Origin of the sequence: Thermoflexus sp. (assembly GCF_042408365.1) — a bacterium.
GTDB lineage: Bacteria > Chloroflexota > Anaerolineae > Thermoflexales > Thermoflexaceae > Thermoflexus.
In genome coordinates this window covers 1-16825 of the sequence record NZ_JBHOQJ010000247.1, presented here as the reverse complement: position 1 = coordinate 16825, position 16825 = coordinate 1, and the positions used below count along the sequence as shown (strand labels likewise).

Below are 16825 nucleotides of genomic sequence, written 5' to 3'. Positions count from 1 at the left end.
CATCAGCGCCGTCCGCTGATGCTGGACGGTGGGCCGCCTAGTGGAGCGACAAGGGAGGACGAAAACACCCGGTTGCGGCCGGCGTTGTTCCGGTTCCTCTGTGAGTAGCCGAACCCGACCGTGAACTGCCTCTCATTCCTCCGCCGGTTTCTCTGTTCCCACGCTGCGGACCGATCTCGCTCCCCCCGATACCGACTCCCCGCCGCCTATGCCAGCGCTCGCCATTCTATCCATCGTACTCCTGGCTGATCCTAACGGGATCATCTCCGGACTGGGGCGATTCCCCATCGCGTTCCCCTGTTGCGCCTTTGCTCGCGGACCATTCCTTAAGGCTTTAACCCCACAGGCGATGGAATTGGCATTGTGTATTGCGATTTAGCAAAGGCGCGCGTGTATAGGAAGCAGGATCGATGAAAAAGATCGTTATTGTGCTCATTGTTGTATTGATCGTCGTCGTGTTGGTGGTGTTCTGCGTCTACAGTCTACAGAATGAACGCTTCACGTGCTGTCTCTTCCAAACAGCGCTGCCCGCCTGTTGATAGTCCGGGCCTTCGTGCCCGGCTCATGTCGGAGGTCAGGGGAGGCATCGTGCAAAGGCTGGGTTGCCGATTCAACGCCAGTGGGTGGCTCGGGATCAGCCGCCCGGCCGGAGCAACGGTAGCCCCCATCGATCGCCCGCAGGAGGCTCCCTCAAAATTGAGCAGAAAATGGGCATCTTTTGATCCATTTCTGGTCTGGATTATGATCATCATTGTGAATCAAAATAGAGAGCGGAATGGCAATCCGGGGTTTTATTGGAGGCCTATGATGAGGCAAACCATGTATGGCACCATTGCCCGATTGCGTGTCAAGCCGGGGATGGAGAGCGCGCTGATCCAGGAGCTCCAGGCTTTCGACGTCCTGGGGGTACCGGGGGCCGTCGCCGAATATCTCTATCGTATGGACACCAATCCCCGTGAATACTATATGGTTGTGCTCTTCCAAGATCGGGCGACGTATATGGCCAATGCGGAGAGTCCGGAGCAGGATGCACGTTACCAGCGGATCAGGGCGTTGCTGGAGAGTGACCCCGAATGGCACGATGGGGAGATCGTTTTTGGAAGCCGTGTGCCCAGCATGTAGCGTGAAAAATGCCTTGGGCCGTTTGGTAGCGCTTTAGGCTTTAGGGGGGATCGCGCGAAGCATGGAAGGCTGGTTCACTACGAGGGAGAGTTCATTTTCGAGCCCATAGCCGGAGGCGAAGCGACCCACATGAGTGTTTCTGCCTCCATAAGGATGAAGGGCTTGTGGCGTGTTCTCGAATGGATAGCTGGGCGCGAGATCGGGAAGGAGTCGTTGGCGGAACTTGAAAATATCAAGAAGGCGGTGGAGGCCGGGCCGTGAGCGATCTGCCGCCTAACAAGCGAATGCAGCTGCCCACTCGCTTGTGGCGGGTGATTCGCCAATTCGTTAGACGCAAACAAAGGAGACAAACGTGAAGCAGCTACAAAGAGCAATGATCGACGAGTTCAAAGCGCACTTCCGTGGGGATGTGCTTCTTCCTGGCGACGCAGGCTACGACGAGGCACGCCAGATCTGGAACGCTATGATCGACCGCAGGCCCGCGTTGATCGTCCGCTGCACGTCGCCTGAGGATGTCGTCCAGGCCGTCAAGTTCGCGCGCAAGCACGATCTGCTCGTCTCGATCCGAGGGGGTGGGCACAACATCGCGGGCAATGCCGTCTGCGACGACGGCCTCATGATCGACCTCTCGCTGATGAAAGGCGTCAAGGTGAACCCGAGGGATCGGCGGGCCATGGTCGAGCCTGGCTGCACCCTCGGCGACTTCGATGCGGCCGCGCAAGCGCACGGCCTGGCGACGCCGCTCGGGATTAACTCCACCACGGGCGTAGCCGGTCTCACGCTCGGAGGCGGCTTCGGCTGGCTGAGCCGGAAGTACGGCATGACCGTGGACAACCTCCTCTCCGCGGACGTCGTGACGGCGGACGGCCGTCAGGTGCGCGCCAGCGAAACGGAAAATGAGGACCTCTTCTGGGGGCTGCGTGGCGGCGGTGGGAACTTCGGTATTGTGACCAGCTTCGAGTTCCAACTCCATCCCGTCGGGCCGGATGTTCTGAGTGGGCTCATCGTCTTCCCGTTCGACCAGGCGAAGTCCGTGATCACGCAATTCGCCTGGTTCACCGAGGCGATGCCCGACGAGCTCACCGTCTGGATGGTCACCCGGAAGGCGCCACCGCTCCCGTTCCTTCCCGCGGAAGTACATGGGAAGGAGGTCGTCGTCCTGGCGCTGTGCTACGTGGGTGAGCCTAAAGAAGGGGAGAAGCTGATTGCGCCGCTGAGGGGCTTCGGCAAGCCGCTCGGAGAGCATATCGGCGTGCAGCCGTACACCGCCTGGCAGCAGGCCTTCGATCCACTCTTGACGAAAGGAGCGCGGAATTACTGGAAGTCGCACAACTTCTCGCGGCTCAGCGACGGCGCGATCGACACCATCATCGAATACGCCAGCAAGCTGCCATCGTCGCAGTGCGAGATTTTCATCGGCACGATCGGCGGCCAGACGGGCCGCGTAGCGCCCGAGGCGATGGCTTACTCGAGCCGAGACGCCAATTACGTGCTGAACGTGCATGGTCGCTGGGAGTCGGCTGCCGAGGACCAGCGCTGCATCGCCTGGGCGCGCGAATTTTTCGCCAAGTCGCAGCCGTTCGCCAGCAGCGGCGCGTACATCAATTTCCTCACCCAAGACGAGACCGATCGCATCGCGTTCGCCTACGGTACAACATACAACCGGCTGGTGGAGCTCAAGAAGAAGTACGACCCGACGAACTTCTTCCGGATGAACCAGAACATCAAGCCGGCCTGAGAGGAGGTCTTGCGCCTAACAGCTGCCGTCGAGGTGTTGCTCGTCGATCTTGCCACAAACCCGTCGTCATCTTACGTCGCTTTGTGAGGTGCAACAGCACATCCTGGCTTTGCTGGGCTTCTCTACAGAGATCTATACCAGGCCCTGCGTTGATTCTGTCAAACCGCCTTGAAAATGAGCGAACCATAAGGAGAGACACCATGAGTGACGAATTCGAAAGCATTCGATTTTCCGCAGACGAGGCAGCACGCATCGTCCGCGAATCCTACGGCGCCGTCATCCCGCAGGGGATGAGGGTCGCGGAGAGTTTATACAGCCCGGACGAAATCGCATGGCTGCCCGAATCGGTCACAGCCTACGCCCTCGGGCTCGGCAACCCGGTCCGCTACGCGGATTTGCAGCCCGGCGAAGTTGTGCTGGACATCGGGAGCGGCGCGGGCATTGACACGTTCCTCGCGGCGAAAAAGGTTGGACCAACGGGGCGCGCCATCGGCCTGGATATGACGCCGGAAATGCTCGCCCGGGCGCGGGCGAATCAACGCATCCTTGGAATGACCAACGTCGAGTTCCGTGAAGGCAAAATGGAGCAAATTCCGCTCGACGACGCGAGTGTGGACGTGATCATCTCGAACGGCGTCATCAACCTCTCGACGGAAAAGGGACAGGCGTTTCGCGAATTCTATCGTGTGTTGAAACCTGGCGGACGCCTGATTTTCGCCGATTCTGTGGTGAACGGACATCTGCCGCGCGCGGTGCTCGACAGCGAAGCCGCGTTTGCGGGCTGACTGGCCGGTGCCCTCTCGGAGAGAGGATTAATCCGCGAAGCGAAGAGCGCCGGCTTCACCAATGCGCAAATTCTGACCCGCGACCCGGTGAGCAAAGAACGCCTGCAACTCTATCCCCTGTTCAGCATCGAGTTCCTCGACTGGCTTTTTGAGCAATTCCCGGAACGAGAACTGCCCATCTATCTTGCGCATTTCCGCTTCTTCAAGCCCGCTACCTAATCGCAACCTGCCATGCACCTAAGAGGATGGCGGAAGGGACATACGGACGTCCGCATCAGCCTAGCCACACCCCGGCTATGGGGGCAGGCCTCACCGACCCCTGCTGGGGTGTGGTTGCTACGATACCGGGTGCCACCCTCGTAAAGATCTTTCTCGCAGGACGTCAACGAATACGGATGGATGACGGCACCGAGATGGAATTCGGTCCGGGGGACGTGGTGATCATACGCCCTGGACATGACGCTTGGGTGGTGGGTAACGAACCAAGAATAAAGAGGCTAAATAAACCATGTCCGGTAACTTGCATGACGATATGCTGACGAAGTCCACGCTTGAAGCGATTCAACGCTTCAACAACGCCATCAACCGGCATGATGTTGACGCGGTAATGGCAGCCATGACCGAGGACTGCGTGTTCGAAAACACCTATCCACCGCCGGATGGCGAGCGATATGAAGGACAAGCGGCTGTCCGTGCCTTCTGGGAGCGTTTCTTCGGCTCTTCGCCCCATGCAACTTTCGAAACCGAGGAGATCTTCGCGTGTGGAGACCGCTGTGTGGTTCGCTGGCTCTATCGCTGGGTTGAGCAGGATGGCAAGCGCGGACACGTCCGAGGCGTGGATGTTTTCCGCGTGCGGGATGGGAAGGTAGCCGAGAAGTTCTCCTACGTCAAAGGTTAAGTTGGTGACTGCTGGAGCCGGCCCTGGGTATGGTCTAACCCGAGGTCACCACTCGAAGAACAGCGCTGCCTAACCCGCGCTTGCTAAGAACGTGCCATCGGCGTGTTCATTCGGTTAGGAAGGCCGGCCGCGCCAGCCAGGGAGAGTTGCACCTGACGCCGCTTCGCGGCGCAGGTGAAGCGCAAGCCGTTAGGCCGCCTCGTCGTAACTACTTTGGCATCGAAAGTGCGACGGGAGGAGTACATTATGCAAGCGACGACGGATCAGAGTGTAACTACTGGCTTGAAGGAAGCAGTGGATCTACTGCTGCCTGCCTTAGAGCAGTTTATGCGCTTCGAAGATCAGGATTTGGCCGCGAGTAACTACGCACAATGGAGTGCTGCACTCAATCAGCCATTGCCTCAGCAAGGCATAGGCGCTGAGGCGACATTGAGGATCTTGAAAGAAATCGTGATTCCGCATGGCCTGCGTATAGGTGCGCCTGGGTTTGCTGGATGGGTGACAACGATGCCGACGGTTGTGCCCACCGTAGCGGCTTTTAGCGCGAGCATCGCTGGTGCACAGCGTTGGTGGCTCCAGTCGTATAACTTCCTGGAAAATCTTGCGCTCGAATGGCTTAAACAATTGCTAAGCCTTTCACCATCTTATCAGGGCACATTCAGCAGCGGGGGTTCGGTCGCCAATCTGATCGCACTCGGTGCGGCGCGACAATGGGCATGTGAGCAGCGCGGGATTGACGCGTCACGAGACGGGCTCGGTGCGCTTCAGAAACCACGCCTTTATGCGTCGAATCAAGTTCATCACGTAGTCCATCGTGCCGCAGGAGTGCTTGGATTGGGCCGCCGTGCGCTGGTGCAGTTGCCGACTGACGACTTTTTCCGCCTCGACGTTAGTCGATTGCGTGAGCAACTTCGCCGAGACAAAGCGGATGGCTGTACGCCAATTGCCGTGATTGCCAGCGCAGGCACTGTGAATACCGGGGCGATTGATCCACTGCACGAAATCGTGCAGGTTTGCCGCGAAGAGCAAGTTTGGCTCCATGTAGACGGTGCGTACGGTGGATTCGGTATTCTGGATCCTGAAATCGCGCCGCTGTTTAATGGCTTTAGCGAAGCAGATTCGATTGTGGTTGATCCGCACAAATGGCTGGCAGTACCGCTGGGCTGCGGCGCAACCTTTGTGCGTGATCCTGGCTTACTGGGACGTGCTTTCACCTTGGAGCCTGCTGGCTATTTAGAGGGCGCGACGCGTCGCGTCGAAACGATTGGCTCGCAATTCGATGACTTAGGCTACACCTTTCACAATTTCAACATCGAGCAATCAGCGCGGTCGCGCGGGGTCACCGTGTGGGCCGCCCTGGCAGAAATAGGAGCGGAGGGGATGCGCGCCCGTGTGACCCGACACAACGGGTTTGCGCGGCACTTGGCCGCACGGGTGCAGGCATCGCCGGTTTTGGAATTGCTTGCGCCCGTCACCCTTTCGATCTGTTGCTTCCGCTATGTGCCGCCTGAACTGCGCGAGCGTGACGGCAAGACTCGGCTACTCAATGACCTGAATCGTGAGATACTCGCGCGACTCCATAGCGAGCATCATCACGTTCCATCGGGCACCGAACTCAACGGCGAATTCGCAATTCGCCCGTGCTATATCAATCCGCGCACAACGTTGGCAGATGTGGATGGATTGGTGGAGGCAGTCGAGCGCATCGGGGCGCAGATCTGGCGCGAACAGCACAGTCAAGGCAACACCGCTTAAGCTGCTTGCACGCCTGCTCGGGCTTGATTTCTTGCATGGCTGAGGGCGGGCTAACTATTGCATGCAGGCGACGGTGCTGCCGCTTGTGGCGGATGGCACTGCGCGCCGCCGCAGAACCCGGCCGTTAGGCGCAATCATCTGTGAGTCAGTATAGGAGAGCATATCATGAACGAAAATGATATTAATCTCAGTGTGAAGGTCGTTCCCTGGTGCCCCACTCAATCGACGATCAACGCTGCCACGCGTGCCTTGTTCGAGCACCCCTTGATTCAGGAGCGCCTGAAGGGAACGCGACACAGATTGCTGTCTTTCCAATCGGTCGATCCTGAAGACAAAACCAGCCTTCCCGTAGTGTCACAACTCTATCGTGCCACGATCTACGACTACACTCACAATCGTACTCTTTTGGTGGACGGTCGACTCGACCAACCGGAACTTTTAGAGGTGACAGAGTCCAGCCTCCAGCCGTTGCCGAGCGATGAGGAATTCGAGGCAGCAACGGAGATCTTGCTGAATGATCCCGAGTTCGGTTCCGCCCTCTGCGAGCGGCGTCTGTTGCCCTACCGCCCTATACCGCCACTCATCGAGACCGAGCTGGCAGACGGTCGCATAGAGCGAACGCTTGCCATTGGTCTCTTCGCCCCAAACGAGGAGACCCGGCATCGCATCGTCGGCGTGAACATGGTTCGCGAGACGGTGTTACGCGAGGTGCGCGGAGTCGCTTTGCCGTCAGGCGACGTGTGCGGTGTCCCTTTTGGTGAGGGCTGCCCCCAAACTGGCAATAGCGGACAGGTGAGAGTCACGGTCATCCAAGGTTCCACTGTGCTTTGGACCTTCACTGCCGTAAGGCCAGCTGCCTCATCGGGCACTAACGGCTCGGGGATCGAGCTTCGCTATGTCAACTATCGCGGCAAGCGAGTGCTTTATCGGGCTCATGTGCCGATCCTCAACGTAGAATATTTTCAGGACGGTATCAGTGCGGGTTGCGGCCCAACGTATCGGGATTGGCAGAATTCGGAAGCCTGTTTTCAAGCCGTTGGGACAGATATCATTCCTGGATTTCGTCTCTGCTCAAGCCCCGCACAGACGATTCTTGATTCTGGAACGGATGCAGGTAACTTCCGTGGTGTGGCGATCTATGTGCAGGGGCAGGAAGTAGTCTTGGTCAGCGAAATGCAGGCCGGCTGGTACCGCTATATCAGCGAGTGGCGTTTACACGCCGATGGCACCATCCGCCCGCGCTTTGGCTTTAGCGCTGTAAATAACCCTTGCACTTGCAAGGTGCACCATCACCACGCCTATTGGAGACTGGATTTCGATATCCGCACCGCTGGGAACAATGTCGTCGAGGAGTTCAATGATCCGCCGCTGTTTGCCGGCACGAATTGGCATAAAAAAACGTACGAGATCCGGCGTCTGCGGGACAGCGCCCGCCATCGGAAGTGGCGCATTAGGAATACGGTGACCGGCGAAGGTTACGAGTTGATCCCAGGGGTCAATGACGGTGCCGCCAGTAGCTATGGCGTGGGGGATGTGTGGATTCTGCGCTACCACGGCTCTGAAATTGATGATGGTCAGGGATTTACAACTGATCCCATTAAATCCAAAGCCAACCTGGATAAATTCCTTACTGGTGAAGTTGTTGAAGACAGAGATGTGGTGATCTGGTATGCGGGGCATTTTCTCCATGACGCGAGCCATGCGGGAGGGCATATCGTCGGCCCGGAACTTAAGCCATTTAACTGGTAAAGATGCTGCCAGAAGCACCTAACGAGGCATTGGAGAGGAACGCCGCAAAAAGCGCGGCGCCCCGCACCTTCAGTGTTGGATGCTTACAAATCCTACTGAGAGAGTTATTTGCTGAGGGTTATTTTGCCATTGCGAATGTTTTGCTCGCAACATTCTTCGCAGCTCAAATTGCCCATGCGGGCAGTGTCGTGGGAGATAGAACGCCAGACAGTTGCACCCAAGCCGCGCTTACAACCGCTTTGGCGGGAGGAGTCAATATTAGACCTGTTGCACAAATAGGTTGAGGTATCCTTCCAGTGAAGACTGCCCGTTGGGGAGGGCCAGCCGTGCTTCGGTGGGAGATCCTCCGTTCGAAGCCCCTGCGGTTTCGATCCCTCACGGGCCTGACTTTGGATGAGTTCGAAGAACGGTTCGCCCGGTTTCTACCCGTCTGGCAGCAGCAGGAACGAGAGCGATTGAGCCGCCCCGCCCGCCGCCGATGGCCCGGCGGCGGGCGAAAAGATCGCCTTCCCCTCCCCCATCAGCTGTGAATGACCCTCCTTTGGCTTCGGCAATGCTGGAACACCGAGACTCTGGCCTTCTTTTTCGGAGTGGACCCGGCCACGGTTGGTCGGAACACTCGGCGGGTGTGGAGCGCCCGCCAGAAGCTGGGAGTGGCCTCGCTGGGATGGCCTCAGCCCCCACGCCAGGGGCATTGGGGAAGTCCTGGAGGCTCTCCTGGCCATCATTGATGGAACCGAACCGCGCATCCAGCGCCCGCAGGACCCCGAGGCGCAGCAGCCCCATGACTCGGGGCGCCGAAAGACTCATACCTGCAAAACGATCATCGCGGTCGACAACGAGGGGCACATCCGGGCGATGACCCCCTCGGCGCCCGGCTCCCCACCCGATTGGAGCCTGACGGTGGAATCGGGGATGATCGCGCCGATCTCCGAATCCATCTCGGTGATTGGGGATGCGGGCTGCGATGGACTTCAAAACGACTACCCGGACCGGAGCATGGCCACCCCGCACCGGGCGCGGCGGAATCCTCCCTTGCTTCCGGATCCGAAGCGGGCCCATCCAGGACGGGCTTCGATGCGGATGGGGGTGGAGCATATGATCGGCTGGCGGAAGCGCTTTCAGATCTTGGCGTCGGTGTTCCGCCATATGCTTTCCCTCGATGACACGGTGTTTCTGGCGGTGGTGGGGATCATGAACTTCCGGATGGACCGACGGTGCCGGAGAGCAGAAAGCATCGCCTAATCCGTTCCCCCACCCGTAAGGGTAAACCGTCTTCCTTACGGGAAAAAATTATCGTGCAACATGTCTATTGATTAAGAGAAGCGGTTTGGGATCAGCCGCCCTGGCCAGAGCAACGGTCGCCCCCATCGATCGCCCGCCAGGAGGCTCCTCCCCCTCGAAATTGAGCAGAAAGTGAGCATCCTTTGATCCATTTTTGATCTGGATTATGATCATCCCTGTGGATTAAAATGGGTGGACGAGGGGGTCTAGCCGTTGGGCGGCGCAAGATCCTTCGAACACCCTTTTAAGCCGCGACTACGAGGGCAAAGAGAGCAAACCTAGATAGGGTCTGAACCTGCCTCAGACGAACCTACTGCCATTGGCTAAGTTCTCATTCGATCTGACGCCGCTTCGCTGCGCTGCGTGGCGCAGATGAAGCGCTGAAAGGAGAACAAACCGATGGCTTTCGCGAATTCAGGTGGAATACGCATCTACTACGACGATAGGGGCAAGGGCGAGCCGGCCCTTCTATGTCTGCCCGGTTGGTGTGTACATAGCGCAACCTTCGTGCCCTTGGCAGAGCGCTTGAGCGCACAGCATCGTGTCCTGGTTATGGACTGGCGCGGACACGGCGAGTCCCAAGCACCGGACCAGGACTTTGGCTACGCTGAGTTGCTTGCGGACGCACTTGCCGTCATTCAAGCCAGCGGTGCGCAGTCCGTGATTCCCATCGCTCAATCGCATGGCGGATGGGTGGCCATTGAGCTGCAACGGCGGCTGGGAGAGCGTGTGCCAAAGATGATTTTTACCAGCTGGTACCTCCTCGATCCGCCCCCGCCGTTTCTCAGGGCATTGCAGGCTTTGCAGGACAACATGCGCTGGCGTGAGACCGTTGAGCAGTTGTTTACCACGTGGCTGAGCGGTGCGCCTGCCACGGTGGATGCGCATATTCGAACTGAGATGGGGAGTCACGGCTTTGAGATGTGGGCGCGGGCGGGACGCGAGATCGCCGCTATGTACGCACGCGAAGGCAATCCGCTCCAGGCATTGAGCAGGCTTAGTCCAGCGGTGCCTGTGCTCCACGTGTATGCGCAACCCAGCGCGCCCGAGTACTTCGCGGCACAAGAGTCATTTGCGCGGGAACATTCGTGGTTCAGTGTACGCCGTTTAGAGGCGGTGAGCCACTTCCCGATGCTCGAGGTGCCCGACGAGACTGCTGGTGTGATAAGGCAGTTCGTCCGATAGGAAATCGGCACCAGAGTTGCATGCGCCAGAAGACGCCGTCTAACCTTTCGTATCTCTTTGAGATGTGGGCCCGCGCCGGCCGCGAGATCGGTGCGGCGTATGCCAAGGCTGGGAGCTCCCTTCAGGCCCTAGCCAGCGTGGATCCTCCCGTATCGGTGTTCCATCTGTATGCTCAGCCGGAAGACCCAGGATACCTGGCTGCCCAGCGATCATTCGGTGCTACACATCCGTGGTTCCAGGTTTGAAGGTACGCTATGCAGCAAGGCAATCAATCGACTGCTGGTGGCACCGCGAAGATCGGGGGGCTTGGCGCAGCGGTCAAGATCCCTGGCTCGGCGACCGAGGGCGCCTATGCTGTCGTCGAACATACCTTAGCGCCAGGTACACTCGGCGCACCGCCACATCAGAGGCTGTCCGCAGCGTCGGCATTGTCTCGAATGTCGGATATCACGCTTGAGCACATTCGTTTCCGATCTTCCTTCTGGAAAAGAGGTGAAACCGGCTTGGGAATGTAAAAATGGAGGGGTGTCAACACCACGATGATTCGCACTGATGTGAGGAAAGGAGGCGACCCCTGGTGGAGGACGCCAATGCCAAGCTCATGGAGCTGATTTCCGGGATGTGGCGCAGCCAAATACTGTATACGGGAGTCAAGTTGGGTGTGTTCGATGCTCTAGCTCACGGCCCTAAGAACGCCGTCCGTGTGGCTAGAGAGCTGGACGTGGATGCGGGCCTCCTCTACCGGCTCATGAGGGCCCTGGGCTCTCTGGAACTATTAAAAGAAGACAACAACGGGAACTTCTCCCTGACCCCGATAGGCGAGTTGCTGCGCAGGGACCACCCGCAAACACTGCGAGGCGTGACCCTTTGGGAAGGAGGCTCGTTAAGCTACTTCGCTTGGCGGCACCTCGCTGACCTGATCAAAGAGGGGAAGCAGGACGGCTTTGTCAGGGAGTTTGGCTGGCCTCTCTTCGAGTATCTCAGCCAGAACCCAAGCCATGGAGAAGTTTTCAATGAGGCCATGAGCAGCTTATCCAGCATGGATAACGCATTGGTGCTGGAAGCCCTGGAGAATTACGACTTCTCCGGCATCTCCCATCTCTGTGACATAGGCGGCGGCCATGGCTTGACTCTGTGTAGTCTCTTGGTGAAATACCCTCACCTACGGGGGACAGTCCTGGAGCTGCCCAATGTGATCGAACAAAAAGAGCTGTTGTGGGCTGACAGGATGGGCGTGGGGGATCGGTGCACCTACATGTCCGGGGACATGTTCCGCGAGGTACCCCCGGCAGGCGCCTATATGGTGAAGCGCGTCCTTCATGACTGGAACGACGAGGAGTGTATCCAGATTCTCTCCAACGCTCACAAGGCAGCACCCCGGGACGGGAGGGTCTTTATTATGGAAGCCGTGGTCCCCGGCCCGGACGCCCCTCATCTTTCCAAGCTTTTGGATATTCACATGCTTGTTATGGCGACCGGACGAGAGAGAACCACGGAGGAGTATGCTGGGCTACTGGAAGAAGCGGGGTGGACGTACCGGCAGACGTGGTACCCTGCGTCCAAGATGCTGGGAGTGGTGGAGGGTGTAAAGGCGTGAATATCAAGTCAACGCCCCAGAGGCGGTTGGTGGGAAAACCCTCGCCTTGCTTAGGGCAGCGGACTGTACAATGCGGCGCTGACGAACTTGGTCATCCTTACCGCAACCGGTAATCCCGGTGGGGCTGGGGTGCTGCGCCCGTACTACTCGGTGAAGCAATCCTCAGAGCCGCCAACGGACTTGACGACCCATTATTTTTAATCAATTGCTTTACCCTTTTCTAACCTTCTGGGGTTATCATGAAGCTCAATCTGAGGGAAGGGGAACAGAGCCCGACCCTTGCGAAAGGTGGGAAGGATGGTCTCCCTCTGGCAGGAGCGGTGGGCAGCGGCGCGGCAGCAGGAGTGGGTGGGGCGGGGAGCGGAGTTAAGTGCATTCTACGAGGAAGTGCTGGCCGCCCCGGAATGGCCTTTCCAGGCATGGATGGTGATCGGGCCTCCGGGGATCGGCAAAACATCCCTGCTTCAGCAATACGCCCACCTCTGTCGGGACGCCGGTGTTGTCGTTCTCAATGTTGATGCGCGGGTGTTGGATCCTCATCCCATCCCATTCCTCCAGGCCTTACAACCTCTTTTGAATGAAGCGCTGAACGGTACCTCAAGCTCCCGGCGGGCCGTGCTTCTGATCGATCATTACGAACGGTTGAAGCCGATCGATCCATGGTTGCGCGGCGTCTTCTTCTCCCGGCTCCCCCAGACGCTGCTCCTCCTCCTGGCCAGCCGCGATCCCCCCTTGCGGCTATGGCCGGAAGATCCCACATGGTCCGGCCTGCTCCGGATCGCCCCCCTGGGGGACCTGGACCGTGAGGAGGCCCAAGATTATCTGGCGCGTCGGGGCGTCCCTCCGGCCCAGAGGGCCTCTATCCTGGCGTTCGCCCATGGGCATCCCCTCGCGCTGCGCTTGATGGCGGATTGGGCCCTTCAACATGCGGATCGTCCCTTCCATCCGAACGACGCCCCTGAAGTTGTCCAGGCGCTGCGGCAACGATTCATTCCAGAGATCCCCGGGCCCATGCATCAGGCTGCCCTGGAGGCCTGTGCGCTGGTGCGGGCCCTCACGGAGGACCTGTTAGGCGACCTCATCGATCCTCCTGGTGAGGCCCATGAGCTTTTCGCGTGGCTGCAGGAGCTTCCCTTTATGGAAACTCGTCCTCAGGGCTTAGTGGTGCATGAGACGGCTCGGGAGGTCATTATCGCGGATTTGTGCTGGCGCAACCGGGAAGGGTTTGTTACGCTCCATCATCGAGCCCGCTCGGCCTATATCCAGCGCCTGCGCCACGGCCCCCGCGCCTGGGAGCCCCGGTTGCTTCTGGATTGCCTCTATCTGCATCGGATGAACCCGGCGCTTCGGCCCTTGCTTTGCTGGGAAACCGCAGGGTCCATCGGGGTAGACCGCCTGCAGGAGGGCGACCTTCTCTCAGTCATCGCGATGGTGAAGCGCCATGAAGGCCGGGCCTCTGCGGACCTGGCTGCCGGATGGCTGGCGCATCAACCCCATGGCGCGGTGATCCTACGGGCTCCGGGCGGCGAGCCGCTGGGCTTCCTGTTACGGATCACCCTCCATTCGGCCGGGCCGGAGGATTCCTTGCCAGATCCTGCGGTGCAAGCCGCCCGGGCCTATTTGGAGCAAGAAGCCCCCCTGCGCCCCGGCGAGCGGGCAACGCTGTTTCGCTTCTGGATGGCCCGGGAGACCTATCAGGCGGTCTCAGATGTCCAGACTCTTTGTTTCATTTGTGCTGTGCAGCACCACCTGAGCGCGCGTGGGCTGGCGTTCTCATTTTTCCCATGCGCGGAGCCGGATTTCTGGGCACCTGTTTTCGCTTATATGGGCATGAAACGGATCCCTCAGGCGGATTTCGAGGTGGGAGGGCGCCGGTATGGGGTCTATGGCCATGACTGGCGCGTTATGCCTCCCTCTGCCTGGCTGAGCTGGATGGCCGAGCGCGAGATCGTCTTTGAGCCTTTGTTCTCTTCGTCTTCTTCAGAGCAGTTCCTCTCCACGGTCCGCGTGCTCCGGCGACCGGAGTTCGACGAGGCAGTCCGGGAGGCCTTGCGGGGGTTCGGGCGCCCGGAGGTCCTGCAAACGAATCCGTTGCTCAACACGCGGCTGGTGCTCGACCGGTCCGGCCCGAACGCCTCGTTAAGCGAACGGATCGCAGCCCTCCAGGCCCTTCTGAAGAAGGCGCTGGCGGATTGGGAGATAGCGCCTCGGGATCAGAAGCTCTATCAAGCGCTGTACGTTACCTACCTGCATCCCGCGCCCACGCAGGAGCAGGCCGCCGAGCGCCTGAACCGCCCCTTCAGCACATATCGCCGCCATCTGAAGCTGGGGATCGCCCGACTGTGCCAGCGGCTCTGGGAATGGGAGATCGGCGTGGTTGCATCGCCTTAAAGCAGTCGGCTTTCTCATGGGAGGTTGAGGGCGAGCTGGGCACCTTTGGCGCCCGACTCATTCCTCGAGCAGAACCGCATGAAGGGAATATTCGCTTGTCCGAATCGGGGTTGGGAAAGTCGCTGCCTTCCAGGGGGCGGGGCCCGCATGGGCCCGCCCCCTTTTCCGATCGCTCGGGTGGCGCCAGGTTTAATGATTCACGTTGAACCGGCACACGTTGCCAAAATACAGGCCGTCCACCGTGCTCACGCGGTCGTTCGGCAGGACCACCGTGTAGACAAAGTTGCTCAGGCTCACGACCGCCCCGCCGGTCGCGATGGATTGATCCACTGTGTTCCCCGTCTGAAGCCAGTCCGGTTGCTGCACCTCGCTCACTGTGCAGGTCGTCGTGCCGGCGGTCGGGAAGCGTAGCGGTGTGGCGAAGGACCAGTCCCCGTTCGCGTTCGTGGTGATGGTGGCGCTGGTGCCGTCGGTGCATTGAATCCGGATCTGCCAGCCGGCCAGGCCGTTCTCCCCATCGAACTGCCCGAGGGTATGGGCATCTTCATATTTCTTGCCGCTCAGGAAGGCCTGAACTTTGCCCACGCCTTTCTTGACTTTGAAGGCGTCGTATTTGCAAGCCCGCGGGTCAACCGGGTAGCCATTCGCTAGGGAGCAGATCGCCAGGATGTAGACGCCACCGGGGTTGCTGGTGTCAGCATAGGGGAAGAGCCGGATGAGGGGGATGGTCGCATCATGGGTCCCGCCATAGGCGCTGACCTCGCCGTTGGTCACGGTGAACGTGCGGTTGGTGAAGGCGTCGAAGTCATCGGAGAGATTCTTTGCGCCGCCGTCGTTGGGGTTCGGCTGTCCGCCCGGCTCCAGGACCGCGAAGAAGTAGCGACCGTCGGGGCCGAGGCCATTGGCCGCCGGCCCGCCGTTCAACCAGACAAACTCCTTGCCGTCATAGATGTTGCAGTTGATGTTGGGACTGCCGTTCTGGCAGTGGTTGGGCCCGTCCACCGCCTCATTCACTGTCGTGTAGCCAGCTCCGCTCACCGCCAGGACCGCTCCGGCTCCAAGCAGGAACAGGAACGCCACCATCAGACCGAACGAAATCCGACCGAGCCGTTTCATGGAAACCTCCTTTGATTTGAATTAGGAGCCAGCGCCAGCGCTTTGGCTTATATCTTCCACAGCTCTCGATCCAGTGGGACGGATGCTTCTTCCAGTTCCATCGCCTCTAGAGGGGTGATCAACGGGGACCAGCAGAGTGGGCACAGGGGGATGACACTCGCTTGCAGAAGGCCTTCCACCCGCCACAAATCGCCACCCAAATACTCCACCTCGTAAGATTGAGCGCATGGCCCGTTGCATATCCGATGCTCCCACTGTTGTCGCTCCATCATCAATCTCCCTTCACCTTCACAGTTGATATTTATTTTAAAAAAATTTTTGAACCGATCAAGATCAATAATTAATCAAATTTGGTTAACATGTTAGCTAAAATGGTTAATATTTTTAAACAGATGGCCTCATATTGGAAGAGCTAGGGTTCCCCACTCATCCCTTCAATCTACGGTCCTCCCCCTGCCTTCCCAACCCCTCGGCAACAGCTGAGCCCCCGTTCCGGGGTCTTTGTGCATGCTGCACAAATGAAAGGATCGTTCGTTCGGTTCTTTCGCCCGTAGCCAAGGTTCGTGCCCCTTTTTACAATGAGAAGGAATTCTTTAGCGCCTCGAGGAGGTGACAATGGCCCGGCAGACCCTCACGGAAGTCGCCCGCGAAGTCCTGGAGCGCAGCAACGGGAAGGCGCCGAAACCTCTCACAAAGCCTCGGGAAGTGATCGAGTTCGCCCGCGCCCAGGGCGTGGTCATTGTGGACCTGAAGTTCGTGGATCTGCTGGGGACCTGGCAGCATTTCAGCATCCCGATCACGGAGCTCTCCGAGGAGGCGTTCCGGGAGGGGTTAGGGTTCGACGGCTCCAGCATCCGGGGCTTCCAGTCCATCGATGAGAGCGATATGATCTTGATCCCCGACCCAACCACAGCGGTGATCGACCCGGTCTGTGAGGTGCCCACCCTCAGCATCGTCTGCAACGTCTACGACCCGGTGACCCGCGAGCCTTACACCCGGGATCCCCGTTACATCGCCCAGAAGGCGGAGGCCTATCTGAAGCGGACCGGGATCGCGGATGTCAGTTACTGGGGCCCGGAGGTGGAGTTCTTTATTTTCGATAGTATCCGGTTCGACCAAGGAGCCCATTATGGGTTCTATAGAACCCATAATGGGCTCCTTGGTCGAACCGGATACTATCGAAAATAAAGAACTCCACCTCCGGG

At 59.0% G+C, this 16825-nt stretch carries 14 protein-coding genes and 1 pseudogene; 12 read left to right on the top strand and 3 right to left on the bottom strand.

Going from position 1 to position 16825, the window contains the following annotated elements; all coding sequences use genetic code 11:
- Positions 1 to 807 precede the first annotated feature (807 nt).
- The 3 genes from ACFMO5_RS11480 to ACFMO5_RS11470 all read left to right on the top strand — a co-directional run bounded on the left by ACFMO5_RS11480 (position 808) and on the right by ACFMO5_RS11470 (position 3645).
- Positions 808 to 1122 carry a putative quinol monooxygenase gene (locus ACFMO5_RS11480; protein ID WP_376792888.1) on the top strand — a complete coding sequence of 105 codons (315 nt, stop codon included), beginning with the start codon at positions 808 to 810 and terminating at the stop codon, positions 1120 to 1122.
- A 373-nt stretch (positions 1123 to 1495) separates the two neighbouring features.
- On the top strand, positions 1496 to 2860 hold the full coding sequence (locus tag ACFMO5_RS11475; RefSeq protein ID WP_376792889.1) for an FAD-binding oxidoreductase: 1365 nt from the start codon (positions 1496 to 1498) through the stop codon (positions 2858 to 2860).
- Between the two features lie 200 nt (positions 2861 to 3060).
- Positions 3061 to 3645 carry a methyltransferase domain-containing protein gene (locus ACFMO5_RS11470; protein ID WP_376792887.1) on the top strand — a complete coding sequence of 195 codons (585 nt, stop codon included), beginning with the start codon at positions 3061 to 3063 and terminating at the stop codon, positions 3643 to 3645.
- A 27-nt stretch (positions 3646 to 3672) separates the two neighbouring features.
- Here the strand turns inward: ACFMO5_RS11470 and ACFMO5_RS11465 are convergent, their stop codons facing one another.
- Positions 3673 to 3837 (bottom strand): hypothetical protein, encoded by a 165-nt coding sequence (locus tag ACFMO5_RS11465; protein WP_376792886.1) that lies wholly within the window; start codon positions 3835 to 3837, stop codon positions 3673 to 3675.
- 316 nt (positions 3838 to 4153) lie between these two features.
- Between ACFMO5_RS11465 and ACFMO5_RS11460 the strand changes: the two genes are divergently transcribed.
- The 8 genes from ACFMO5_RS11460 (at position 4154) to ACFMO5_RS11425 (ending at position 14504) form a co-directional block, all read left to right on the top strand.
- Entirely contained in the window at positions 4154 to 4543 is a 390-nt protein-coding gene (locus ACFMO5_RS11460) for a nuclear transport factor 2 family protein (RefSeq protein WP_376792885.1), read from the top strand.
- A 246-nt stretch (positions 4544 to 4789) separates the two neighbouring features.
- Positions 4790 to 6298, top strand: a complete 1509-nt coding sequence (locus ACFMO5_RS11455) for a pyridoxal phosphate-dependent decarboxylase family protein (protein ID WP_376792884.1) — start codon at positions 4790 to 4792, stop codon at positions 6296 to 6298.
- 165 nt (positions 6299 to 6463) lie between these two features.
- Positions 6464 to 8047 carry a hypothetical protein gene (locus ACFMO5_RS11450; RefSeq protein WP_376792883.1) on the top strand — a complete coding sequence of 528 codons (1584 nt, stop codon included), beginning with the start codon at positions 6464 to 6466 and terminating at the stop codon, positions 8045 to 8047.
- Positions 8048 to 8373: 326 nt separating this feature from the next.
- Positions 8374 to 8577: a hypothetical protein gene (locus tag ACFMO5_RS11445; protein WP_376792882.1), complete on the top strand. Its 204-nt coding sequence runs from the start codon at positions 8374 to 8376 to the stop codon at positions 8575 to 8577.
- Positions 8578 to 8653: 76 nt separating this feature from the next.
- Positions 8654 to 9292, top strand: a complete 639-nt coding sequence (locus ACFMO5_RS11440) for a transposase family protein (RefSeq protein ID WP_376792881.1) — start codon at positions 8654 to 8656, stop codon at positions 9290 to 9292.
- 438 nt (positions 9293 to 9730) lie between these two features.
- Positions 9731 to 10516: an alpha/beta fold hydrolase gene (locus tag ACFMO5_RS11435; protein ID WP_376792880.1), complete on the top strand. Its 786-nt coding sequence runs from the start codon at positions 9731 to 9733 to the stop codon at positions 10514 to 10516.
- Between the two features lie 577 nt (positions 10517 to 11093).
- Positions 11094 to 12113 carry a methyltransferase gene (locus ACFMO5_RS11430; RefSeq protein ID WP_376792879.1) on the top strand — a complete coding sequence of 340 codons (1020 nt, stop codon included), beginning with the start codon at positions 11094 to 11096 and terminating at the stop codon, positions 12111 to 12113.
- 297 nt (positions 12114 to 12410) lie between these two features.
- Positions 12411 to 14504, top strand: coding sequence for an ATP-binding protein (locus ACFMO5_RS11425; protein WP_376792878.1), 2094 nt, complete (start codon positions 12411 to 12413; stop codon positions 14502 to 14504).
- 189 nt (positions 14505 to 14693) lie between these two features.
- Here the strand turns inward: ACFMO5_RS11425 and ACFMO5_RS11420 are convergent, their stop codons facing one another.
- Positions 14694 to 15620: a hypothetical protein gene (locus tag ACFMO5_RS11420; RefSeq protein WP_376792877.1), complete on the bottom strand. Its 927-nt coding sequence runs from the start codon at positions 15618 to 15620 to the stop codon at positions 14694 to 14696.
- A gap of 47 nt (positions 15621 to 15667) precedes the next feature.
- Complete coding sequence (locus tag ACFMO5_RS11415; protein ID WP_376792876.1) at positions 15668 to 15889, bottom strand: hypothetical protein; 222 nt, start codon at positions 15887 to 15889, stop codon at positions 15668 to 15670.
- 436 nt (positions 15890 to 16325) lie between these two features.
- On the opposite strand from ACFMO5_RS11415, the pseudogene ACFMO5_RS11410 reads away from it, so the two are divergent.
- Positions 16326 to 16760 (top strand): annotated as a pseudogene (locus ACFMO5_RS11410) (glutamine synthetase beta-grasp domain-containing protein); the annotation flags it as partial.
- Between the last annotated feature and the right edge of the window lie 65 nt (positions 16761 to 16825).